Origin of the sequence: Sphingobium sp. PNB (assembly GCF_019873065.1) — a bacterium.
GTDB lineage: Bacteria > Pseudomonadota > Alphaproteobacteria > Sphingomonadales > Sphingomonadaceae > Sphingobium > Sphingobium fuliginis.
On sequence record NZ_JAINEZ010000031.1, the window covers coordinates 31852 to 55337 of the forward strand.

The following is a 23486-nucleotide window of genomic DNA, read 5'->3' on the forward strand; positions in this document are numbered from 1 at the left end:
GGCGGTCAACCGGCGCGCAGCGTTTTCCTGACCAGCACCAGGGTCGAGTCCCCTGGATATTCCTCGACCGTGAAGCCCATGTCGCGTTCGAGTTCGATTGCAGCGACATTGGCGCGGCTCTCGATCGACTCGATTATCGAGAGCCCCCGCGCTTCCGCCTGATCGGCCACGAAGGAGAGCAATGTCCATCCGACGCCTCTGTGCCGATAGTCGGCGTCAACCGAGATCGCCACCTCGCCCCGCTCGCCCGCTGCATCGGATACGAGCATCGCGCTTGCAACCGCGGCGCCGCTCTCGGCATCGAAGGCGAGGAAGCTTAGCGCGTTGCCATCATCGATCGGGGTCAGGGCACGAAGTTGCTCCGGTCCGATCTCGTTCAGTCCTGACAGGAACCGGAAGCGCAAATCCTCATGGCTCACATGGTGGAACAATTGCGTCAGTATCGGCCCGTCCTGCGCGCCTGCCGGTCTCACCGAAAGCTCAAGCCCGCTGCGCGTGACCAGATGGGTTGGGTTATTGCTCATTGTTCTGACCTTTCTGAGACCTCACGTCCATGAGTTCTGCGCCGGACGCCTGTATGGTCCAATCGACAAACTGTGTTGCATAACGCGCCACCGCCCGGTCGAACGCCGCGACAATCCCGCTCTTGCTATTGGCGGTCACCGGCTCCTCCACCGTGAAACGGCGTGATGCGATCGGCTGCCGATCCCGCAGATCAAGCAGTGTTGCGTCTCCGGTGATGATCACGGCTGGCGGACCCTGTTCCGCACCTTCCGCAGGGTAGCGCGCCTCGAACCGGTCGATGCTTATCTGCAATGCCTGTAATGCGCCGGTCGCGCTTCCAGGCGGCGCCAGCCGGATCGTCGGTACGCGCTCGCCGAACTGTCGGCCCAGCGCCTGCACGAAAAGCTCCGGAACGGACGCTACCCAGCGCGCGTCCTTCATGTAGAGCGCGCGCGCGCCTTGTGTTGTGAGGATCCGGTCACCTTCGATCTCCGGCGCGAAGAGGACACGCAGGAGCGAAATGGTACGGGGCATCGGACTGTGCCCAACCGTTGTCGAGGGGCGCGCGGGAAGGTGCGGCACGCCAAAACGGAAAAGATCATCCCGCGCGCCGCCACCGAGCAGGCTGCCACAGCCGGAAAGTGCGAGTAAGCCAATGAGGAGGGCCGCAGATATCCTCAAAACGGCAAAATTTTTCATTGCGGAAGCTCCCGTTCCCTGCCGCTGCCCTTGCCAAGCGCGTGACGTGGATCCCGCTGGATCTGCCGGATGAGACCGTCGAGCGACTCGGCCGTGTCCTGAAGACTGATCATGGCGGCGTTGATGTTGGGAAGGGTGGTGGTGCTTATGTCGGCGCTTCGCGTGTCGAGTCTGGCGACGGCTTCCCGGGCTTCGTGGATTGCGGTCTTGAGCTCACCTGCCGCACCCGAGATATCGGCGAAAGCGCGCCTGCCGTCGCCGTCGGCAATCTGGCGGACCGATGCTGAGGCGCCCTGGATGTCGGTCGCGGCACGATCGAGCTTCGCAAGGGCCGAGGCAGCGTTCGATATCATCCTCCGGTTCGCCGCGAATTCCGCGCTGGTCAGGCGAATATCCTCTACAGCCGCACCCACATTGGCGATCGTGCGATCCGAGAGCAGCCGGTTCACGCGGTTGAGCGCCTCGGTAGCGGCCTGGACCATCTGGCCGCCGCCCTGCAGGAGAGTCGACAGAGCGTTGGCCTTGCTGGAAATGATCGGGCGCTCGCTCCCATCGACCTTGCGCAATAAGGGCTTTTGCTGGGATCCGGCGCCGATCTGGATAACGCTGACACTCGAGATCCCCTGAATTTCGGTCGAAGCCATCGAGTCCACGCGGATCGGCGTCCCACGGTCGACCGCGATGTCGGTGAGCACGCGATTGGGATCGTCCTCATCAAGCCGGATATTCTGAATCTGACCAACCTTGATACCGTTGAACTGAACTTCACCGCCTTTGCTCAGCCCGCGCACCGGACCCACAAACATGATGCGATACAGGTCATGGTCACGCCTGAACTGGGACCCGCCCAGCCAGACGACAAAGACGATCGAGGCGATCAGAAACACCGTGGAGACAATGCCCACCAGGGCATAATTGGCATGGCGTTCCATCAGCGCAGCTTCTTCTGGACGGCACGGCCGCGCGGCCCCAGGAAATAGCTCTTGATCCAGGGATGGTCCGATCGCTCAAGTTCATCGACGGTCGCGACGGTGACTATCTTCTTCTCCGCCAGTACCGCCACGCGGTCGCAGATGGCGTAAAGCGTGTCGAGATCATGGGTGATCATGAAGACGGTGAGGCCAAGCGCCTGGCGCAAGGTGGTAACGAGCGCGTCGAACTCGCTCGCTGCGATCGGATCGAGACCTGCGGTGGGCTCGTCGAGGAACAGTATGTCGGGATCGAGTGCGATCGCACGCGCCACGCCCGCGCGCTTGCGCATGCCACCTGAAAGCTCCGCCGGCTTGAGCGACCCGGCATTGTCGGGAAGCCCCGCGAGCGCGATTTTCAAGCGGGCGAGATCGCGCACAAAGTCCTTCGGCAGACGCGCATGCTCGAGGAGCGGCGTTTCGACATTTTCCTGGACGGTCAGGAAGGAGAACAGCGCGCCCTGCTGGAACATCACGCCGATGCGCCGTTCGACCGCCGATCGAGCGTCCGGATCATCGATACGCCGTCCGAAAATCTCGACCGTCCCACCATCGGGGCGCTTGAGGCCGAGGATCGTATTGAGCAGCACCGATTTGCCCGAGCCGGAGCCGCCGACCACACCCAGTATTTCTCCCTTGCGGACTTCGAGATCCAGCTTCTCGTGGATGACCTTCTTACCAAAGGCCGTGCGAAGGCCGGAGATGCGGATCGGCGCGTCGCCGTCGCCGGTTGCGGACGGGGCGCTCACAAGTCGAGCACCGTGAAGATCACGGCGAACACCGCGTCGAACATGATGACCATGAAGACCGACTGAACGACCGAAGAAGTGACGTTGCGGCCGAGGCTCTGCACATCGCCGCCCACCATCAATCCGTGCCGGCAGCCGGCGGCGGCGATCACCAGCGCGAGAAACGGCGCCTTACTCATCCCCATCCAAAAATGCTTGATGGCGACCATCTCGAGCGTCCGTTGGATAAAGAATGCGGGATTGATATCGATCGTTGCCCAACTCACCAACAGCCCGCCGGCGAGGCCGCCTATATCGGCGCAGAAGGTCATCAGCGGCATCATCAAGAGCGCCGCCAGGACGCGCGGGATCACAAGGGCGTCGAAGCGGTCGACGCCCATGACCTGCATGGCGTCGGTTTCCTGGTTCATGCGCATTGCGCCGATCTGTGCGGCGAACGAGGACGCGGAGCGGCCCGCCAGCAGGATCGCGGCGATGACGACGCCGAACTCGCGCAGGACGGCAACACCGACGAGTTCGACCGTGAACACCTCCACGCCCAAAGTCGTCAGCAGATTGGTGCCGACGAGCGCGATCACCGCGCCGATGAAGAAGGTCATCGTGAACACGATCGGCAAGGCGTTGATGCCCGCGTCCTGCATCACTGCGAAGAGCGGCGTCATCCGCAATCGTCCGGGATGGATGATCGTTCGCCCAATGGCCGCTACGAGGTGCCCTGTGAACTCCAGCATGTCATATGCGTCGCGGGCGAGATGGACGACGTGGCGCCCGAAGCGGTCGAAAATGCTGGCCAGATCCCCGCTACTCTGCCGGGATGGTGTTTCCGCATCTAGCGCCGGCCGGACGAGCGTGATCAACCGGTGCAGATCCTCTCGCGGGCCACAGTCGATATCGACGTCTTTCGCCACGAACTGCAGCAGCGCGAGCGCCCCAGCCGTATCGATCCGTCCCAGGTCGGACAGGTCAATGCGACGGACCTCGTCACGCCCACCCATACGTGCGGACAATCGGACCAGGGCGTTGCCCAGGTCCAGCGCCGTCCAGTCGCCGATCGTGTGAAGCGTCGTCTCGCCGTTGCGATCATAAAGGCGCCAATCCGCGGTCGTCATCGCGGGAGCGCCGCTCCAAGTCGAACGCGGGGCGGCGATCGACGATGACCGACGAGATTTTTGCCGTGACTGGCAAGCCACTGCCTGATGCAATGGTAGCCTGAAGCTCCATCAGGTGGTCGGCCGGTGATATCGCTTTCAGTGACGTCGGCGAGCCGAGGTTTGGCCACATAGGCGGCAATCGGGGTCACCGTCCACCTCCTGGTGCAGGCAGGACGCCAAGGGTGTGGACGGCGATCATGCGCTCCTCGTCGGTCGGGATGACGCGGGCGATGATCCTGCTGTCCGGCCGGCTGATGACCGGCGCATTGCGGGCGTTGAGATCCCGGTCGATGGTCAGGCCGGTCCAGGCCAGGCACTCGCAGATCGATGCACGGATGATCGGGTCATTTTCGCCGATGCCCGCCGTAAAGACGATCCCGTCAAGGCCGCCGAGAGAGGAGACGAGCGCACCGGCTTCCCGCGCCGCGCGCCAGGTGAAGAGGTCGATGGCCTCGGCGGCGTGCGGGTCTTCGCTCTTGTGGAGCGCGCGCATGTCGCTCGACACGCCTGACACGCCGAGCAGGCCGGACTGCTGGTACAGAAGCGTCTCGATCTCGCCGCTGCTCATGCCTTCCTGGGTCAGAAGGTGGAGCAGGACGCCGGGATCGATGTTGCCGCAGCGCGTTCCCATCATCAGCCCGTCGAGCGCGGTGAAGCCCATCGTCGTATCGACGCTCTTTCCCTCACGCATCGCGCACAGGCTCGCGCCGTTTCCCAGGTGGGCGACGATCAATCGCCCGCCCGCCAGCTCCGGGTCGATCTCCCTCAGCGTCCGCGCGATATATTCGTAGGAGAGACCATGGAAGCCATAGCGCCGGATGCCCTTGTCGTGCAGTGCGCGGGGCAGGGCGAAGCGCGTGGCGCTGTCCGCCCGGTCGTGATGGAAGGCGGTATCGAAGCAGGCGACCTGGGGAAGGGCAGGCGCCAGCGCGCGGATGGCCCGGATCGCTGCGAGATTGTGGGGCTGGTGGAGCGGCGCCAAGGGGCTCAGCGCGTCCAGTGCAGTGAGCAGGGCGTCGTCGACCAGTAGCGGCCGCGCAAACGCCATTCCGCCATGGACGACGCGATGGCCGATGGCGATGATCTCATGTTCTGGCAGGTGATCTCCCGCCCAGGCGAACAGGTCATGAAGCAGGGCCTCGTGGGTCAGCCCCGCGCCATTGTTCCAGCTGCGGTCGACCAGGACGGCGCCATCGGCGTCGCGCGCCACGAGCCGCGGAGCCGTGCCGATCCCTTCCAGCTTGCCGGCCGCGGCATGGCGCGGGCCGTCGGTGTCGAGCGTGAACAGCGCGAACTTGATGCTCGACGAGCCCGCATTGATGCTGACGACGGCGCCGCTCATGCCAGGGGCTTGCCTTCGGGCAGGCCCGGTGCCGCCATGGTGGCGGCACGCGCGAGCAGCACCGCGACCGCGCAGGAGGCGAGCCGTGTGCGTAGGGAATCTGCGCGGCTGGTGAGGATGATCGGCACGCGCGCGCCCAGCACCACCCCGGCGGCATCCGCCCCGCCGAGAAATGTCAGCTGCTTGGCAAGCATGTTTCCGGCCTCGAGGGTGGGGACGACCAGGATCTCGGCCTTGCCCGCCACGGGCGAGACGATCCCCTTTTCCCTGGCCGCCGCCTCGCTGATCGCATTGTCGAACGCCAGCGGGCCATCGAGCACGCCGCCAGAAATCTGACCGCGATCGGCCATCTTGCAGAGCGCGGCGGCGTCGAGCGTCGATCGCATCGACGGATTGATCGTCTCCACCGCCGACAGGATCGCGACCTTGGGACTTTCGATCCCGATGACATGGGCGAGATCGATGGCGTTGCGGATGATGTCCGCCTTTTCTTCGAGCGTCGGTTCGATGTTGATCGCCGCATCGGTGATGATCAGCGGAGTAGGGTGCTCCGGCACATCCATCAAATAGGCATGGCTGATGCGGCGCTCGGTCCTGAGCCCCGTTGCGGACGAGACCACTGCGCCCATCAGTTCGTCGGTATGGAGGGAGCCCTTCATCAGCAACCGCGCCTCACCCGAGCGGACGAGCGCCACGGCCTGCGCGGCAGCGGCGTGGCTGTGCGGCGCGGCTATCAGGCGGAAAGCGGTTATGTCCTTGCCGGCGTCCCTGGCCGCCGCCCGGATTTTCTCCTCGGGGCCAACGAGAATCGGCTGGATCAGGCCGGCCTCGGCGGCCTCCACCGCCGCGAGAATCGCGGCGGTATTGCAGGGATGTGCTACGGCGGTCGGTATGGCGTCGCCGCCGGCCGTCATCTCGATCAGCTTGCGATATCCATCATGATCGGAAACGCGGATGTCGGGCAAGGCCATCCGGGGGGCGCGGACCTTTTCGGTCGGCGCCTTGACCTCGGCCTGCCCTGTTATGACGTCCTGTCCGTTCTGGTTGACGCAGCGGCAGTCGAGGCGAACGACATGGTGCTCGGCACGTTTCTCCGTGACGGTCACCGAGGCGGTGACGGTATCTCCGAGGCAGACCGGCCGGATGAAGCGCAGGGTCTGGCTGACATAGATGGTGCCGGGACCGGGGAGATCGGTTCCGAGCGTGGCGGAAATGAGCCCGCCGCCCCACATGCCGGGCGCGATCACCTGATGGAACATGTCGGTGGCGGCATAGGCCGGATCGAGTTGCACCGGATTTGCGTCGCCTGAAACGCGCGCGAAAAGCTGCATGTCCTGCTCGCACAACGTGCGGACAACGCTCGCCGTGTCGCCGACGACAATCTCGTCGAAGGTGCGGTTCTCGATCATATCGATCACGGCCACCGCTCAATGCTCCAGCACATAACGGCCGGGAGCGTTGTCGATCACCGGATAGTCCTTGTCCGGCGCGCCCATCGGCGGCGGAGCGACCGGCTCGCCCGAACGCGCGCGCAGCCACTCGTCCCAGGCGACCCACCAGGATCCGTCCCGCACGGGCGCACGCGCCATCCAATCGTCCGGATCGAGCGCGGCGCCGTCTGCCTCACGGGTGAGGATATGGTAGCGTCGCCCCTTGTGCCCGGGCTCGGAGACGATCCCGGCATTGTGCCCGCCGCTGGTCAGCGCGAATGTGATCTCGGCGCTGCTCAGCATATGGATCTTGTGGACCGAACGCCACGGAGCGACATGGTCGCGTTCGGTGCCGACGACGAACATCGGCTTGCGCAGCGCGGACAGGCTGATGGTTCGGCCGTCGATCTTGTAGCGACCCTCGGCGAGATCGTCGTCGAGGAACAGGCGGCGCAGATATTGGCTGTGCATCGCGTAAGGCATCCGCGTGCCATCGGCGTTCCACGCCATCAGGTCCGACATCGGCTCGCGCTCGCCCATCAGATAGGTGTTGAGGATCCGCGACCAGACGAGGTCGTTCGAGCGCAAAATCTGGAAGGCGCCGCCCATCTGCGTGCCGTCGAGATAGCCCTTGCTCCACATCATATTCTCGAGCACGTTGAGCTGCGCCTCGTCGATGAACAAGCCAAGTTCGCCCGGCTCGCTGAACTCGGTCTGGGCGGCGAACAGGGTGATGGTGGCGAGCCGCTCATCGCCGTCGCGCGCCATCGCCGCCGCCGCGATCGACAGCAGCGTGCCGCCGATGCAATAGCCGACGGCGTGAACGGTCGGCGACCCCGTTATCGCCGTCACCGCATCGAGCGCCGCCATCGGGCCCAGACGGCGATAGGCCTCCATGTCGAGGTCGCGGTCCGCGCTGACGGGATTGTGCCAGGAGATGATGAAGACCGTATAGCCCTGTCCGGTCAGCCAGCGGACCAGCGAGTTCTCCGGCGACAGGTCGAGAATATAATATTTCATGATCCAGGCCGGCACGATCAGAATGGGTTCCGGCCGCACGGTGTCCGTGGTCGGCGCATATTGGATCAGCTCGATCAGCTCGTTGCGATAAACGACCTTGCCGGGTGTGGTTGCAACATCCTTCCCGACCTCGAACGCTTCGGCACCCACCGGCAGCTCTCCGCGCATGGTGCGCTGCATATCCTCCAGCAATAGCCTGGCGCCCTCGACAAGGCATTGCCCCCCGGTCTCGAATATCCGCCTCTGGAGGACGGGATTGGTCGCGACGAAATTGGTCGGCGCCATCGTGTCGAGGATCTGCCGCATCCCGAAGGCGACCATGTCTTCATGATGCCTCGTGACGCCCACCACGCCGGTCGTGGCCGCATGCCACCATTGCTGGTTGAGAAGGAAAGCCTGCACGATCAGGTTGAAAGGCGCTTCCTTCCATGCCGGATCGACGAAGCGACGATCCTGTGGCAGCGGCTCGATTGCGGGAGCAGCGTCATGGTCGCCGATGCTGCGCACGGCATAGTCGCCGAGCCGCATGAATTTGCGTGTCGTCTTGGCCGCCAGCTGCAGCTGCTTGCCCGGCGAGCTGGCAAGATGCATGCCCCAGTCGGAGAAGGCCTGCAGGATCGTCGCGGGCGAGAGTCCGCTGGTCAGCTGCGCCATGCCGGCGATCGCGGCCCGGTCGAGGGTTTCGGCAATGCCGTCGAGCGGATCGGACGCGTCCTGACGTGAATGCGCTGCTGCCATCTTGGAGCTCCTGAAAAAATCCTGTCTCTACTGCAGCTGCACACGCGCAAGCGCATTACGTAAATGCCCCAAGCCGCATGTCCCACGGCATTCCATTGTTATCACTTTCGTCTGTATTTTCAGATATTTTGCACCAAGGCTTGATCAGAGCCTGAGATAAAGACTCACTCCTTCGCAGCTGCAGGAAACGGTACTGCAAGGATGAGATACGGCGCAAGTCCGCCGGTTGCTCCCGAACATTCTCGTCAGCGATCCATCACCGCGCGCGTGCCCTGAAAAAGAGTTGCCTCGGGGATGATATAGGCGCGACACTCCGGAACTGATCTTGGTGAACCCAATGATCAAACAGAAGCAGACGGTCTTGCCTGGCCGTCCTTGACATAGCGGCCACATCGCTTGGCATCAGATCTCGACCGACAATGCTCTTCATACGGTCATGAGAGCGCGTTTCTTGCCGCTGTCGCCAGGGGGTTCGCAGGATCGCCCTGCCATCGAGGATGGATTGACATCGCTCCCCTCGGAATCGAGCATCGGCGGTGGCGCTATCCGTCACTTGGGAAATCTACGTAGTTCAGAGCGGCGATGTTGGCGTTAGACCGAATCGACCGGAAGATGCCGGAAGTCCCTGGTTGTTTGGCACGAGTGACACATAGGCCCACCAACCCGCAGATTCCCCAAGTCATGATTTTCCTTGTCGAGAGCGACATTGGGTTGAGGCGCGCATTGCACCTGCTGCTCGTCGCCCGCGGTTAGGGGGTGAAAGCCTATGCAGAGCGGACCCACCTTCTGGCCGATCCGCTGACAAAGGAGGGGAATTGCCTGATCGCCGAGCATCGGCCCGGGCGGATGGATGGCTCTGATCTTCTGTATCGGCTCCGGGTTGCGGGTTGGCAGAATCCGGCCATCCTGACCACCGTTGATGGCTCTTTGGAGACTAAGTTCTGCACACGCGGCGCGGGCTACGTGCATATTCTTCGCAAGCCGTTCCCGCATCACGTCCTGCTTGACCTAGTCGACCGGACCCTGGCCGCTGGTGCCGGTTAGATGCGGCAATCGGCGGCGGCTCGCGCTCCCATGCACGCGCTGCAGCGGCCAACGCCGCTTCGCCGCTCATGAAGATGGGGCGGGGGAGGCGCGAGGCGGGGTCGTCAATCGCGCGACAGCGTCAGCGAGCGCATGCTCGCGCAACGGTTTCTCGATGACGATGCTGAAGCCCTCCTTCATCGCCCGCTCGACAAGATCTAGCGAGCCATAGGCGGTGACGAGGATCGCCGGTCGTTGCCATCCCCGTGCACGGAGGGAACGCAAGACCGCAAGGCCATTCATCTCGGGCATGCGATAGTCGGCGACCAGGCAGACCGCCTCGTCCACAAACGGATCGGCGATCAGCGCCGCGCTCGATGCATAGGAGCGGATGTCATAGCCTTTGGCGTGGAGGAGAAGCTGGAGAGAGCGCCGCACGCCGGGCTCGTCCTCCACCAGCAGAATCTTCGGGCGCTCCATCGGGAGATCTGCGATATTGCCGTTCATGATCGTCTCGCATTGACCGGATCATAATATTTGGCCGGGTACGAGGAATCGCAGCAAAACTGTAGCAAGTCGCTACGTAGAGGTCCTATGGCCCGTGGTTCCCGAGATTGGCGGCGAAGGCGATGCGCAGTGCATCGGACAGGCTGCGGACTCCCAGCTTCGTCATCAGATTGGCGCGATGGACCTCCACCGTCCGGGGCGATATGCCGAGGTCATAGGCGATCGTCTTGTTGGGCAGACCTTCGGCCAGACCCTTGAGCACATCCTGCTCGCGTCCGGTCAGCGCTGAGATCATCACGGCAGCGTCGGACGCCCGTGCCGCACGCTTCCCAGTGTCATCGAGCCGTTCGAACGCAATACTAATCGCATCCAGCAATATGGCCTTTTCGAAGGGTTTTTCGATAAATTCGACCGCCCCCGCCTTCATGGCGCGGACCGCAATCGAGATGTCGCCATGGCCCGTCAGGATGATGACGGGCATCGCGACGCCACGTTCGAGGAGCGCCTGCTGCACCTCAAGACCGTCCATTTCGGGCATACGCACATCGAGCAGGATGCAGCCGGGCTCCGCGTGCCGCACCTCACGAAGAAAGGCGACGCCCGAAGGATAGGTCGCAACCGAAAACCCGGAGGTCTTGAGCATGAATCCGGCTGATCGCCGGATCGCCTCCTCATCATCCACGATATGGATCATACGTCTTTCGGTCATTCGACATTCTCCGGCTCGGCTTCGACGAGCGTGAAATGAAACTGAGCCCCACCGCCGGGACGTGGCTCCAGCCATATCCGACCGCCGTTTGCCTCGACGATGGTGCGGCAGATCGAGAGCCCCAGACCCATACCCTCGCTCTTCGTGCTGACGAAGGCGGTGAAGAGCTGTTCCGCGACTTCCGGCGAAACGCCCGGGCCAGAATCAGCAATAGTTAGCCGAATGAAGCCAGCTTTGTCACGGCGGGATGTAATCCACAGATGCCGTTCGGACGATCCCGCCATGGCCTCCACCGCATTGCGAAGGAGATTGATCAGCACCTGCTGGATCTGCACCCTGTCGAGAAGCACTTTCGAGGCGTCGGGAGCGAGATCGAACTGGGCATCGACGCCCTTCTCCCGCGCGCCCATAAGCCCGAGTGCGGCCGCCTCGGTGATCAGGGTCGGGAGGTCCTCGACGGTTTTTTCGACCTCCCCCCGCGCCACGAAGTCGCGCAGCCGTCGGACGATCTGCCCGGCGCGCAGAGCCTCTCGCACCGAATCGTCCAAGGCTTCGCGGATCATCGGCAGATCCTCGGGATTGGCTTCGGCGAGCAGGTCGCGCACCGCTTCCACATAGTTGGCGACCGCCGTGATTGGCTGATTGAGCTCATGGGCGAGCGTCGAGGCCATCGTCCCCATCGCGCTCACTCGGGCGACATGGATCAGCTTGGACTGCAGTTCGTCGAGGCGCTCCTGCGTCTCCTGTCGTTCGGTCAGGTCCCGGATGAAGCCGGTGAAGACACGCTGGCTCTCTCCGATGGCTTCGCCTACCGCCAGTTCCATCGGGAAGGTCGAACCGTCGCGCCGCGCGCCGATTACGACGCGCCCGATCCCGATGATCTTTCGCTCGCCGGTTGCAAGATAGCGTTCGAGATAGCCGTCATGGCGTTCACGATCGGGCGATGGCATGAGCAGGCTCACGTTCGATCCGCGAATCTCAGCCTCTGAAAAGCCAAACAGCCGTTCGGCTGCGGCGCTGAACGAGAGGATGATGCCGTGTTCGTCGATCACGATCATCGCATCGGGGACCGTGGAGAGGATCGAGCGGAGATGGCTGGCACTGGCTTTGTGCGCACTCTCGGCGGCGCGCTCTCCCGTTGCATCGCGGACCACCTTGCCGAAGCCGCGCAGGGCTCCGCTTTCATCGCGCAGTGCAGTGATCGAAACGTGCGCGAGGAACTCGGAACCATCCTTCCTGAGCCGCCAGTCTTCCTCCTCGAATTTGCCCTCGTCGCGCGCGCGTTTGAGGTCGGCTTCGGGCTTGCCGGCCTGGACGGCGTCCGCCGGGTAGAAGATCGAGCAATATTGGCCGACGACCTCTTGCTCTCTCCAGCCCTTAAGCCGCTCGGCGCCGTCGTTCCAGATCGTGACGCGGCCTTCGGGATCGAGCATATAGATTGCATAGCCCTGTGCCCCGTCGATCAGCAGGTTAAGTTCGTCGGCGATCTCCGAGAGCTGGTTCTGGCGTTTCCTGTCCCAGGCTGCACGCCGCCGTCGCAAGGACGCGTTGCGAGCGTCGAGCAGGGCGATGCCTGCGGCCACCAGCAGCGAAAGCAGCAGATCGAAGGGTTCAAGACCAGGCAATGGGCGCAACAGGGCAAACAAGGCCCCGACCAGAATAGCGAGAATAGCCGCGCCCGTTGCGGCGCCCGTTCCACCCAGCGCGGCTGCAACGATGATCGACAGGATGAGCAGCAGATAGGGGTTGTGGTTGACGCCCCCCGCGCGGAGGGCAAGATCGGCGGGTATGGCGAGGAGGACGGTCACGACGGCGATCATATAACCCCAGCGGGCCGGCCATGTTGAGCTATCGTGCGTGTCGCTTTCCATATGGATCCTGTCTGACTTTGATCCATCTCCTCTGGCTGCATTCTGATCATATTCCGAGCGTCGGAACTTGTCAGATAGCTAAATCAGAAAATGCTACTCGATAGAGCAGAAGGACCATTTGGAGTGAGTAGTTCGTCTTGGCAACTCCAATACTGTCCTTCCGAAATAGCTTCGAATCGGCCCAAGCCGTTCGTAAATTCCATCTCACTTTGAGGCCCTTATACGGCAACCTTGCCTTGGAAAAGGATCAAAGCATCCGCTCTATTGAGTACTGTCCGAGCTCGCGGCCGGCCGCCATCCGGTCGACAGCGGGCGCCAACGCATCGGTCGATGCATGAGCAAGCCGAGAGGCATTGCGGGTCGTGAGGCATACGTCATTGGCTGTCCCGTGCCGCCGCGCGTCCCGCCAGTCGGGACGGTTGATCGCGCGCAAACATAGGAAAACGCGCCCGGCGTATTCCCCGAAGGTATTGTATTCCGCAGGCCGCCCGACCGAAGCCGAGAACCCATGTCTGCCGCGCGACGCGGACCCCTCCTCACGATCAAGATCGGAAGGGCGAGGAGAGGCTATGCCGATCGCACTTGCTTGTCCATATCATATAACGGTATCGCTCCTCGGTCGATTGTCCGTTTGCCAAGTTGTTGGCAACGAAGGTAATCACCAGCGCAGGTACAGATCTCGACATCAAGCCCGCGCATCATCTCGGCTCCCAAAGCCGCGACACGAGGCCGGCCGTACCTTCAGACCTGATGCGATTGCAGCAGGGCCAGGATATCCGTGGCGTCGCGCTGAGCAAAATCCTTGGCGATCTCTGCCACGATATGACTCTGCATCTTCGGGTCGAGGTCGTCGCGAAGCACACCCAGCGTGTGCGGCGGCGCGATGAGGATCAGCGGCCTGTCCTGCCTGCCCAGCGATGCGACCGCCTGCAACGCCTCCTGTCCGAAACGGTCTTCCCGGCGCTGGTGATAGTCGGCATCGGCATAGGCGCTGCGCATCGGCACCGCGCTGCCGAAGCTGCGCCCCGGAGCGTCCGTGGCCATCGCGCGGCTCGGCGGATTCTTCATCGCCTGCTCGTGCAGAAGCTCCAGTTCGGGCGCGGCGTCGGTGCCGCGATTGCGAAGCATCTGCACGTGGCTGCCATCGACAACCAGAATCGTCGTATCGTGGGGAATAAGCATCGTCTCTTCCTTATCTTGGAGCCGGACCCCGTGAATCTCGCAACGCAGCCATGCGTCCGGGCGAGTCGTGCGAACGACCGAAGCACGCCGCCTCGCGGACCAGCCGGACGACCTCTTCGTCCGTCGTCTGATCGAACACCGCATAATGCGCGCCGACCGCGTGAAAGGGCTCGGGCCGGGCCAGACAGACAATATCATCGCACTCTGGAGAAATCTCGGCGATGCTGTCGCCGGGAGCGACCGGTATGCCAAGTACGAGGCGCGCGGGCCGGTTCTTGCGCAGGCCTTTGAGCGCCGCCTTGACCGTGCCGCCGGTCGCGATCCCGTCGTCGATCACGATGACCGTGCGACCCGCCACCTCCACCGGAGCACGACCGCCGACATAGGATGATCGCCGCCGCTCGATTTCCGCGAGCTGCCGCTGCATCTCAGTCCTGATATAGTTGGGGCTGGGCGCCAACTGCCTAACGATATCCTCGTCCAGCACGAGCTGCGGCTCGGCGCCATCGACCACCGCGCCGATCCCCAGCTCTTCATAGCCAGGCGCCCCGATCTTGCGGACAAACAGCAGGTCCAGCTCCGCGTCGAGCGCCTTGGCCACCTCGAACGCGACCGGCACGCCGCCGCGAGGCAATCCCAGCACCAGCGGATGCGCCGCCGCCAGAGGGGCAAGTACCGCCGCCAGTCTGCGGCCCGCCGCGCGCCTGTCGTGAAACTCAGGTTTATGGCCGGCCATGGTCAAGCCTCCTGGAAATGTTGCCGGAACCAACGCGCGGCGTGGTCGATCACCTCGTCCAGTGTGCCTGGCTCTTCGAACAGGTGCGTCGCTCCCGGTACGATCAGCAACTCGTTCTCGGCATGAAGATGGCGTTGCGCGATCCGGTTCAGCTCGATCACCGGCAGGTCCCGGCTGCCCACGATCAGCAGCGTTGGCGCGCGGACATGCGCGAGGGCGGCCGAACCCGCCAGATCCGGTCGGCCACCGCGCGAGACAATGGCGGCAATGCGTGCGTCGGGGCCGGACGCGGCCAGCAGAGCCGCGCCCGCGCCCGTGCTCGCGCCGAAATAGCCCACCGGCAGCGCCGCCATTCCCGGCAGCAGTCTCACCCACTTGGTGGCAGCCTTCAGCCGGGACGCCAGTAGAGGGATGTCGAAGACATTGGCCCGGTCCTGCTCATCCGCGGGGGTGAGCAGGTCGATCAGCAATGTCGCAAGTCCCGCGTCGCGCAGGCCGCGTGCGACATGATTGTTACGCGGGCTCAGTCGTCCACTGCCGCTGCCATGGGCGAAGACGACGATCCCCCTGGCCGCGACGGGGACGCCCAGCAGTCCCTTGAGTCCTTTGGGCTGAACGGTGACGGGAACCGAATCGGGCGCGGCGAGGGCGATCATCGTCACAGTCCGAAGGGCCAGGTTTCGGGCGCGCCATGGGGATGCTCATGTCCCAGCGGGGTCACCGCGGTTGTTTGCTCAAACCAGACCCAGGCATCGAACTGCTCAGCCAGGACCGCCTCGAAATAATGGCTGAGGCGCTCGGTCTCCGGGCGGTACACGACGCCTATGGCGCGCTCGAGCAGGGGCTCGCGCAGCAGCCCGGCGAGATTGGGCTTCCTCCGCCAATCGGTCAGCGTTCGCGCCAGTCCCGTGGACCGAAACGCATGCTCGTAGCTGTCGGCACGTGCCGGCCGCACGGTCTTGATCTGCATGTCGGCGCCCCAGTCGCTGGCGGCGGCGACCGTGCCGGTATCGGTGCCAAAGCCGATCGACACCGCTTCCTCGCCATAGGCCATGCGGCAGAGCTCACCGATGTTGAATTCGCCCTGCCAGCCCATCGCGGTCGCGGCGGCGTTGCCGACATGGCTGTTATGCGCCCAGACGACAGCCTTGGCACCATCGCCGCGATGGGTGAGCAGCGCCTGCAACGTTTCGAACATATGCCGGTCACGCAGGTTCCAGCTCTCGGTCGAGCTGCGGTACATGGCACGGTAATAGCGCTCGGCAGCACGCACGATACGCGCGTTTTGTACCGCGTCGAACCAGGCTTCGCCGTCTCCGTGCAAATATTCGAGCCGATGGGTCAGAAGTTCATGAAGCTGTGCGACCGCGCGATCCTCGCAACTCGGACGGCCGCCATGAACCACGGCGCGGCCATAATGCGCCGGTTCATCCTGCCATGGTGTCAGGCACCCATAGCGCCGGCGGGCATTCCCGGCGGCCTCGGGATCGACCGTGTCGAGATAGGCGAGCACTGCGTGGATCGACTCGCTGAGGCTGTAGACATCCAGACCATGGAATGACGCGCGGCAATCTTCGTCAAGCGATGCATTATGCCCCCGCATCCAGTCGGCAAATTCCAGCACCTCGACATTGCGCCACATCCAGGTCGGAAAGCGCACGAAGCTGTCGCCGCGTCGGGGGCGCGGTGCTTGATGCCGGACATAATCGTCGATCTGCGCGGCGTCCGGCCAGTCGGCCTCGACCGCCACGATGGTAAACCCGTGGCGCTCGACCAAGCGGCGGGTGATTGCGGCGCGTGCGCGGTAGAATTCGGATGTACCGTGGGTCGCCTCGCCCAACAGGACGACGCGCGCATCGCCGAAACGATCGAAGGAGGCCCCGAACGCGTCAACGCGCTCGGGTGGCGGCAGCGGCTCGGCGTGGCGGCGCAGCGCTTCGATCAGCGCCGCCGATGCCTCCTTGCCAATACGGTCGTGCAGCGCTGCGTTCGGCATGAGAGTTTCCTTTTCAGGCCTTGTCCGCGTTCAATGCCCAAGAAGGAGCGGCACCGGACTCTCGGCGAGCATCCGGCGGGTCACGCCGCCGATCAGCCGCTCGCGCAGGCGTGAATGGCCATAGGCGCCGATAATGCAGTAGGCTGGTTGCCGGTCCCGACAGGCGGCGAGAAGCGCATCCGCCACCGTCCATTCCAGCGGAATATCACGGTCGATGCGGGCATGGATGCCATGGCGTGAGAGATAGGCGGCGGCCTCTTCCGCAGGCGGTCCATCGGTCTTGCCGATCTCAACGATCGTCACGCCTTTCGTGAGGGCGAGGAGCGGCGTGACCGCGCGAAGCGTCTCGGCGACAGCGGGAGCACCGTTCCAGGCGACCAGCGCCTGTCCATGGGCATCGAGGCTGCGGAACTGTTGTGGAACCGCGAGGATTGGCTTTCCGGCGCGCATAACGACGTCGGAAACGATCGCCCGCATGTCGGGAGGCTCATGATCGGCGAACATCGTGTTGAGCACGATGATGTCGGCGAGCCCCGCCTCGGCTTCCAGCAGACCGGCAATGTCGCCGGTCGCGTCAGCCCAGTCCCATGCGATGTCCTCGACTGAAAGGCGCGCCTCGATCCGGTCGCGATTAACCGCTTCCCGGTTGCGCGCGTCGGCGAGCAGGGCGACTTCGGCATCGGCCATCATATAGTCTGCGCCGACCAGGATTGGCGCCTGGACAATATCGAGGCATGTGAGATGCCCGTTGGTCGCGCGGACAAGATCGAGCGCGGCCTGGAAGCGAGCCTCTTCACCGGCGTCATCGTGAATCAACAGCAGAACATTCTTCATATGAATCTCCAGCGCATGCCCGCCATCGAGGCGGAGTCGTAGCCGAACAATGGCGGTCACGTTCGCGACAATCATTACGTGAGGATACGGAGGAAGAGTTCGCGGTGCGCCACTGCGTAGACTTCCGGATGCCGAACAGGTCGTTCGTTGCGTACGACTCCGACGTTCTCCGGCCAGACCCCGGACAAAGATTAAACCCAGGAGTCCCTGATGAACCGGTCCATCCAAACACGCCGAAACCTGCCCGACGGCGCCAACCGTTTGCGGATTGGTATGATCATGCTGTGCGGCGTGGTTGCGAGCCAGATCATGGTGTCGATGGCGACTGGGGCTGACCCCCTACCTCATTTGTCGGCGGTCTTCAGCACACGGCAAGTCCATCCCCAAATCGATGCGCGGGCTTCCACGATCATGGCGCATTCCCGGTAATAGAACTCCCAGACCGAATAGCCAGTCAGCGGCTCTAATCGCTGTCGAAATTTCGGCGCGTGATGCCCAAGGAGCTTCTCGCTTGATTGTCCGCAGTCCTGGTGGCGCGCGCTCGGAGTGGCTACTTCTGGCCTGTGGATCTTGGCCAGTTCCACGCCGGTTTTGTTCATACCGTCTGAGGCGAGCCGTTGGTATCGATAGCCACGCGGGCGTCCTCGACGGCGGGCACCTCAAGGTCTAGCCCACATGCGTCGATCGCCGGGTAGGCGACATAGAAATCGAATGCCAACCCACAGATAATGTCACCGGGTCGATGTGCTCGCCGGCCGGGCTTCCTGCATAAAATGCGAAGAGGAAGGATCGCCAGGAACGGACAGGCGCGGACTTCACGTTCATCTTGAGCGATTATCGAAGCTGGCCGCCGGGATGTCCCGACGGCCGTCTGCTCGTGTGCTCGCTGCGAAGGTCAGAAAGCGACGATGATATTGTCGTCGACCGTGGTGACGCCGGGAGCGGCCCAAGCCGCACGCTCGGCGATCTGGCGCTCGTTCCACGCCTTGACCTTGCCGCCCAGCGTCACCTTGCCGCCATCGGTGAACACCGTCACCGATGCCGCATCGAGATCGGCATTGCGCTTGAACGCCGCCATGATCCGGTCCTTGATATCGCCCGACGTCGGCAGCTTGCGCACCTCGATCAGATTGCCGACGCCGACGACGCCGTTGACCTTGCCGACGACCTTCCGGGCCTCGTCGCTCTGGTAGTGCCAGTCGACCGTCCCGCTCAGCGTCACCCAGCCATGCTCGACCTTCACCGCGATCTTGTCGTCGGGGATCGAGACGTTCCAGGCGAACATGTCGAGGATGCGCTTGGCGATTTCATGATCGGCCGTCTTCGGATCGGAGGCGAAGCGCACCTTGATCTCCTCGGCGAGCGCCTTCACGCCAGCCACGCGCCGTGCCGCCTTTTCCGCCGCCAGCTTCTCGGCATAGCTCTTCACGAAACCCGACAGCGTCACCACGCCGTCGGTCACGGCCACCCCGATATCCGCATGATCGACGCTCGGCTCCCACTCCAGCTCCGCCATCACGTCACGCTGCAATTGACTGTCGCTCTTCATCTCAGCTCTCCTTGGCTCGCAAAATAACCGTCCCAGGTGGGTCGGCAGCTCATCGACGGCCATAAGCCGGGGACCATCGGCAAGTTCATCGCAGGGTCGCCAATGGATTGACCGCGCATCGGGGAATCCCTGCAACGTCCCTTGTCTGTTGCCTGGCGCTGCCACAGAATCCGTATTGTCCCGGAGGGACCAGGGTATGCCATCATCCCTGCAGGCCGGGGCTCGACTCCTTGGCCAAGCGACAAATTTCAGCCGAGTGCGGCCGCAGGACGGCGCCCGAAGATGGTCGGCTAGGTAAACTCCCCAATATAGGCGCCGATGGACCGCCTTTATCCTCAACAAGACTCGGCGAAGGAGGTCATCATGAGTGACAAGAGCACCATCCGGGCGAGCTGGCCGTCCGGTGGTCCAGACGCAGCAGCGGCGATGCTTGCCGCCCAACGCCTGTGGCAGTTGCCGCTGACGCTCTACACGAGTTGGTGGAATGTGGGCGTGGAGACACTTTGGCCCCATATGCCGCATCCGCACCATCACGACGAGCATGACCAGCTCGTGGTTCCCGAACCGATCGAGGCTGAAAGCGAACATGCCCTGTTCGCCTGACGAAAGGTCTTTCCCTCGTCACGGGATCGACCATCTTTAACCTTAGGAGAAGCAAGATGAACGGTGTGACCAATGTTCCAGTGACCAAAACGCGTCCGGCGTCATCGTTGCGCGATCTCGCAACCCAGATCAGCGAGCCGGTCGGCTGGCTGCGATCGGAGATCGACCGCCTGTTCGACGATTTCGGCAGCTCCAGCCGCAGCCTTTTCCACTTCGCTCCGCGCGGCGCCGTGGCAATCGTGCCGGCGCTTGAGCTGGTCGATGACGAGAAGGCCTATCGTCTTACCGCGGAGCTTCCCGGCCTTGCTGAAACGGATGTGGAGATCAACGTCGCCGATGGCGTGCTCAGCATCTCGGGCGAAAAGAAGGAAGAGGAAGAGCGCAAGGAGAAGGGCTTCCTGCTCAACGAGCGCCGCTATGGTTCCTTCCGGCGCCAGATTTCGCTTCCCGCCGATGTCGATGCCGAGGGTATCAAGGCGCAGTTCAAGGGCGGAGTCCTGACAGTGACGCTGGCCAAGGACGAGAATGTGGCGGCACGCACGCGCAAGATCGCGATCGAGAAGGTCTGAGCCAATGGCGACGACATCGCCTGGCCCCGGCACGCCGGACGACCAAGCCGATGTCGTCGCCTTCCTCGACCAGGGTCACGCCTTCGAGCGAACGCGCCCCACGCGCATCGATACCCACTGCGCCAGTATTTTCCTTGTCGGCGACCGCGCCTGGAAGCTCAAGCGCGCGGTCCGGTTCGGCTATCTTGATTTCTCGACCTTCGACAAGCGCCATGCCGCGCTCGAGGCGGAGCTTCGCCTCAACCGCCGAACCGCGCCCGATCTATATCTCGCGCTTCATCCGATCACGCGGGAAGCCTGCGGTCGACTGGCGATCGACGGCGCCGGTGACGTGGTCGACTGGCTGCTCGAGATGCGACGCTTCCCCGATGATGCGCTGCTCATCCATATCGCCGATCACGGCCAGCTCGATGAGCGCCTGCTGATGCGGCTGGCGGACCACATAGGCGCTTTTCACTCGGCAGCGGAGGCTGATCGGGCTCACGCGGGTGCGATATCGTTCCGCCGCGTCATAGACGGCAATATTGCCAGCATGGGGGCCTTTCCCGATATCCTCGACCCGGACAAGGCGAAGCATCTCGGCGACAGCCTGCTCCAGATGACCGATGATATGGCACCGCTGCTCGATGCCCGAGCGCGGGAAGGCCGGGTTAGACATGGTCATGGCGATCTCCATCTCGCCAACATCGCGCTGATCGACGGCGAGCCGACCTTGTTCGACTGCCTGGAATTCAGCGTCGAACTGGCCACGATCGATGTCCTCTACGATCTCGCCTTTCTCCTGATGGATCTCTGGCATCGCAACCTCCGCACCGAGGCGAACATCGTCTTCAACCGCTATCTCGATCTGTCGCCGGCGGATGAGAGCGGGATCGGGCTGCTGCCCTTGTTCCTGTCGGTTCGCGCCGCGATCCGCGCGCATGTGCTGGCAGCGCAGAGCCTGCGTGCTCCTGAAGACAGGGCGCTCGCGCAGAATGCGCGATCCTATCTCGAACTTGCGCTCGCCATGCTGGTGCCCGCTCCCCCGCGGCTGGTAGCGATCGGCGGACTCTCGGGAACCGGCAAGTCCAGTCTCGCACGTCGGCTCGGCGGCGCGATCGGACGCGCGCCCGGTGCCAGGATCCTTCGGAACGATGTACTGCGCAAGCGCCTCGCGGGGCTGTCTCCCGAGGCAAGGCTTCCCCGCGGCAGCTATTCGGCGCAGGCCGCCGCCCGGGTCTATGAGACAACTGACAGGATGGCCGCATCGGCGCTTGCGCTCGGTCAATCCGTCGTGGCCGATGCGGTGTTCGCGCAGCGTGTCGAGCGCGAGAGGATCGAGGCGGTCGGGCGGCAGTCGGGTGTTCCCTTCGATGGTCTCTGGTTAGAAGTGGCGGCAACCGCGCGGCTCAGCCGGGTCGGGACGCGCGGCCCCGACGCGTCGGATGCCGATGTCGCAGTCGCGCAGGCCCAATCCCAGCTGGAAATCGGCGATCTCGGCTCGTGGCATAGGGTCCAGGCGGACGGATCGCTGGACGAGGTGGCAGCGGTGGGGCGCGCCAAACTGGGACTCTGTTGATGGAAACGCCTCACATCATGCCGGTAGGCACTTTGGCCGCAGCCTTTGTCCGCGCCGTTATTCGTCTTCGCCGGTTATGACTGTGAGCCGCCGGCCCGTTTCACTCCTTGCGAGACTGTCGTTGGTAACCAGCACCGTTGCGCCCTCGGTCAGGATCGCTGCGATGGAACGCCGGAATTCCTCGGCGACGCGCAATCGGTTCCGATCCTCGGATGGCGCCGTCTGCTGCGCCGGCGATGCCTCGCCGGACAACGGGATGTGCAGCCAGTGATATCCGGTTTCATCGATAGCGCGCAGCGTATAAGCCGTCGTTCGGTCGACGGCGGTGTCGGGTGCTATGGGTGCGGATCCGATCTGGCGGCCGTTGCGGAGCACGATCATTCGTCGGTCCGCGGTGCTGATCACGATGGATACAGGTCCCGAGGGCGACAGTTCGGGACGCCATGTGAACGGCCCGGAAGGTGGAGCGTCATCGATGTCGGAGGCGGTCGGCCGCATGGGATCGGGTACCGGGGCGACACGCGGCACTGCCGCCTCTTTCGTGATGACGACGGTCAAGCCGAGGCGGGTGACGCCATAGAGAAGCCTGGCGAAGCCCAGCGGCAGGCGGATGCAGCCATGCGACGCGGGATAGCCAGGTAGATTGCCGCCGTGCAGAGCTACGCCGCCCCAAGTCAGGCGCTGCATATAGGGCATCGGCGCATCGTCGTAGAGGTTGGACTTGTGGTCGACATGCTTTTGCAGGATCGTGAACAGCCCCGTTGGTGTCTCATGTCCGGGCTTTCCAGTCGAGACCGTGGAGACGCCGATCGGCACGCCGTTTCGGTAGGTGACGGCCCGCTGGTTGGCGAGGCTGATGATGATCAGCACGGGGCCGGCGGGAGCAATATCAGGCGCCCAGATATATTCCCCCGGCTTGAGCCGCTCGACCGTCTCAAGGACCGAACTCGTATCCAGCGTCGGTTGCTGCGCGGACAGCGGCACGGACAGCATGCCAAGGAGCAATGCCGACATCATGGCCATCCCTATGCTGCGACCCAAACGCGTCGAGGTTCGCGAAATCGGATATATCGCCAAGCTCAAACACGGCATGGTTCGCGTAGCTGAGGCGTATGTGCCGGCCGAACGCATCGCATTTGATCCTCGATAATCTGTCATGTCGATCCTGCGGACAACGATCCGTATCTGGACCCGTCGCACGCGAGAATGATGTGATCGGCACCGTCCCGGGATTGGTATTATCCCCTAGTTATCCGCGCCGCCCTAACCTCTAGGCGGTGTCTGCATTCAGGGATTCCGTTTGTTGAGAAGTTCTGATTCAAGGTTGTCGAAGGAGACGAGCCTTGAGCAGACGGACACTGACAGACGAGCAATGGAGTCGGATTGAGGGGTATCTTCCCGGTCGGATCGGCCTACCGGGAAGACGCGGCGTTGATAACCGGTTGTTCGTCGATGCAATCCTGTGGATGGCTGGCAATGCAGCGCATTGGCGTGATCTGCCGGACGTGTTCGGCAAATGGACAGCGGTGCATGCGCGCTTCCGCCGTTGGTCTCACAAAGGTGTATGGGAGATGCTTTTCCATGCCCTGGCCGACACGCCGGACTTTGAGTATGTCCTGATCGACAGCACCATCTCGAAGGTTCATGCCGATGCGACGGGCGCAAACGTATGGCTCGCCCCGTCGGCAAGCGGTTTGTGTCTGATGATCTGGTCAGTCTGCGAAAACGTATCCGGCCTTTCAGCATGG

The 23486-nt window shown here is 63.4% G+C and carries 24 protein-coding genes; 6 read left to right on the top strand and 18 right to left on the bottom strand.

The window, feature by feature from the left end:
- Positions 1-5 precede the first annotated feature (5 nt).
- The 8 genes from K7W03_RS12375 to K7W03_RS12410 all read right to left on the bottom strand — a co-directional run bounded on the left by K7W03_RS12375 (position 6) and on the right by K7W03_RS12410 (position 8601).
- On the bottom strand, positions 6-524 hold the full coding sequence (locus tag K7W03_RS12375) for a GNAT family N-acetyltransferase (protein ID WP_222886457.1): 519 nt from the start codon (positions 522-524) through the stop codon (positions 6-8).
- Positions 514-1203, bottom strand: a complete 690-nt coding sequence (locus K7W03_RS12380) for an ABC-type transport auxiliary lipoprotein family protein (RefSeq protein ID WP_222886458.1) — start codon at positions 1201-1203, stop codon at positions 514-516. The genes K7W03_RS12375 and K7W03_RS12380 overlap by 11 nt, the downstream gene beginning before the upstream one ends.
- The gene (locus K7W03_RS12385; RefSeq protein ID WP_222886459.1) at positions 1200-2135 is read right to left on the bottom strand and encodes an MlaD family protein; all 936 of its coding nucleotides are present in this window, start codon (positions 2133-2135) and stop codon (positions 1200-1202) included. Before K7W03_RS12385 ends, K7W03_RS12380 begins: the two co-directional genes overlap by 4 nt.
- A complete protein-coding gene (locus tag K7W03_RS12390; RefSeq protein ID WP_043153328.1) occupies positions 2135-2920 on the bottom strand; it encodes an ABC transporter ATP-binding protein in 786 nt (261 codons plus the stop codon). The genes K7W03_RS12385 and K7W03_RS12390 overlap by 1 nt, the downstream gene beginning before the upstream one ends.
- On the bottom strand, positions 2917-4029 hold the full coding sequence (locus K7W03_RS12395) for an ABC transporter permease (protein ID WP_043153332.1): 1113 nt from the start codon (positions 4027-4029) through the stop codon (positions 2917-2919). Before K7W03_RS12395 ends, K7W03_RS12390 begins: the two co-directional genes overlap by 4 nt.
- Before the next feature lie 187 nt (positions 4030-4216).
- Positions 4217-5413: an acetate/propionate family kinase gene (locus K7W03_RS12400; protein ID WP_222886460.1), complete on the bottom strand. Its 1197-nt coding sequence runs from the start codon at positions 5411-5413 to the stop codon at positions 4217-4219.
- Positions 5410-6822, bottom strand: coding sequence for a bifunctional enoyl-CoA hydratase/phosphate acetyltransferase (locus K7W03_RS12405; RefSeq protein WP_226870114.1), 1413 nt, complete (start codon positions 6820-6822; stop codon positions 5410-5412). The genes K7W03_RS12400 and K7W03_RS12405 overlap by 4 nt, the downstream gene beginning before the upstream one ends.
- Before the next feature lie 18 nt (positions 6823-6840).
- Complete coding sequence (locus K7W03_RS12410) at positions 6841-8601, bottom strand: PHA/PHB synthase family protein (RefSeq protein ID WP_222886462.1); 1761 nt, start codon at positions 8599-8601, stop codon at positions 6841-6843.
- Between the two features lie 756 nt (positions 8602-9357).
- Between K7W03_RS12410 and K7W03_RS12415 the strand changes: the two genes are divergently transcribed.
- Positions 9358-9645 carry a response regulator gene (locus tag K7W03_RS12415; protein ID WP_222886463.1) on the top strand — a complete coding sequence of 96 codons (288 nt, stop codon included), beginning with the start codon at positions 9358-9360 and terminating at the stop codon, positions 9643-9645.
- Positions 9646-9711: 66 nt separating this feature from the next.
- Here the strand turns inward: K7W03_RS12415 and K7W03_RS12420 are convergent, their stop codons facing one another.
- From K7W03_RS12420 to K7W03_RS12455, 8 genes are all read right to left on the bottom strand, one after another.
- Entirely contained in the window at positions 9712-10131 is a 420-nt protein-coding gene (locus K7W03_RS12420; protein ID WP_222886464.1) for a response regulator transcription factor, read from the bottom strand.
- An 85-nt stretch (positions 10132-10216) separates the two neighbouring features.
- Positions 10217-10840, bottom strand: coding sequence for a response regulator transcription factor (locus K7W03_RS12425; protein ID WP_222886465.1), 624 nt, complete (start codon positions 10838-10840; stop codon positions 10217-10219).
- Positions 10837-12711: a PAS domain S-box protein gene (locus K7W03_RS12430; protein WP_226870106.1), complete on the bottom strand. Its 1875-nt coding sequence runs from the start codon at positions 12709-12711 to the stop codon at positions 10837-10839. The genes K7W03_RS12425 and K7W03_RS12430 overlap by 4 nt, the downstream gene beginning before the upstream one ends.
- Before the next feature lie 741 nt (positions 12712-13452).
- Positions 13453-13893, bottom strand: coding sequence for a host attachment family protein (locus K7W03_RS12435; RefSeq protein ID WP_222886466.1), 441 nt, complete (start codon positions 13891-13893; stop codon positions 13453-13455).
- Between the two features lie 10 nt (positions 13894-13903).
- Entirely contained in the window at positions 13904-14629 is a 726-nt protein-coding gene (locus tag K7W03_RS12440) for a phosphoribosyltransferase (RefSeq protein WP_222886467.1), read from the bottom strand.
- Positions 14630-14631: 2 nt separating this feature from the next.
- The gene (locus K7W03_RS12445) at positions 14632-15285 is read right to left on the bottom strand and encodes a dienelactone hydrolase family protein (protein ID WP_222886478.1); all 654 of its coding nucleotides are present in this window, start codon (positions 15283-15285) and stop codon (positions 14632-14634) included.
- 2 nt (positions 15286-15287) lie between these two features.
- Positions 15288-16625, bottom strand: coding sequence for an erythromycin esterase family protein (locus K7W03_RS12450; RefSeq protein WP_222886468.1), 1338 nt, complete (start codon positions 16623-16625; stop codon positions 15288-15290).
- Positions 16626-16655: 30 nt separating this feature from the next.
- Positions 16656-17459, bottom strand: a complete 804-nt coding sequence (locus K7W03_RS12455; RefSeq protein WP_048576361.1) for a universal stress protein — start codon at positions 17457-17459, stop codon at positions 16656-16658.
- Positions 17460-17669: 210 nt separating this feature from the next.
- Between K7W03_RS12455 and K7W03_RS12460 the strand changes: the two genes are divergently transcribed.
- A complete protein-coding gene (locus K7W03_RS12460) occupies positions 17670-17888 on the top strand; it encodes a hypothetical protein (RefSeq protein ID WP_222886469.1) in 219 nt (72 codons plus the stop codon).
- A 466-nt stretch (positions 17889-18354) separates the two neighbouring features.
- Here the strand turns inward: K7W03_RS12460 and K7W03_RS12465 are convergent, their stop codons facing one another.
- Positions 18355-19008: a BON domain-containing protein gene (locus K7W03_RS12465; protein ID WP_053085635.1), complete on the bottom strand. Its 654-nt coding sequence runs from the start codon at positions 19006-19008 to the stop codon at positions 18355-18357.
- Between the two features lie 363 nt (positions 19009-19371).
- On the opposite strand from K7W03_RS12465, the gene K7W03_RS12470 reads away from it, so the two are divergent.
- The 3 genes from K7W03_RS12470 to K7W03_RS12480 are packed head-to-tail and all read left to right on the top strand — an operon-like array spanning position 19372 to position 21738.
- Positions 19372-19611 carry a hypothetical protein gene (locus K7W03_RS12470; RefSeq protein ID WP_048576346.1) on the top strand — a complete coding sequence of 80 codons (240 nt, stop codon included), beginning with the start codon at positions 19372-19374 and terminating at the stop codon, positions 19609-19611.
- Between the two features lie 56 nt (positions 19612-19667).
- Positions 19668-20180 carry an Hsp20/alpha crystallin family protein gene (locus tag K7W03_RS12475; RefSeq protein ID WP_222886470.1) on the top strand — a complete coding sequence of 171 codons (513 nt, stop codon included), beginning with the start codon at positions 19668-19670 and terminating at the stop codon, positions 20178-20180.
- Positions 20181-20184: 4 nt separating this feature from the next.
- The gene (locus tag K7W03_RS12480; protein WP_222886471.1) at positions 20185-21738 is read left to right on the top strand and encodes an AAA family ATPase; all 1554 of its coding nucleotides are present in this window, start codon (positions 20185-20187) and stop codon (positions 21736-21738) included.
- Between the two features lie 57 nt (positions 21739-21795).
- On the opposite strand, the gene K7W03_RS12485 is transcribed toward K7W03_RS12480, so the two are convergent.
- The gene (locus K7W03_RS12485; RefSeq protein WP_226870108.1) at positions 21796-22761 is read right to left on the bottom strand and encodes a L,D-transpeptidase; all 966 of its coding nucleotides are present in this window, start codon (positions 22759-22761) and stop codon (positions 21796-21798) included.
- A 320-nt stretch (positions 22762-23081) separates the two neighbouring features.
- On the opposite strand from K7W03_RS12485, the gene K7W03_RS12490 reads away from it, so the two are divergent.
- The coding region (locus K7W03_RS12490; protein ID WP_226870110.1) for an IS5 family transposase at positions 23082-23486 on the top strand (405 nt) is incomplete at its 3' end.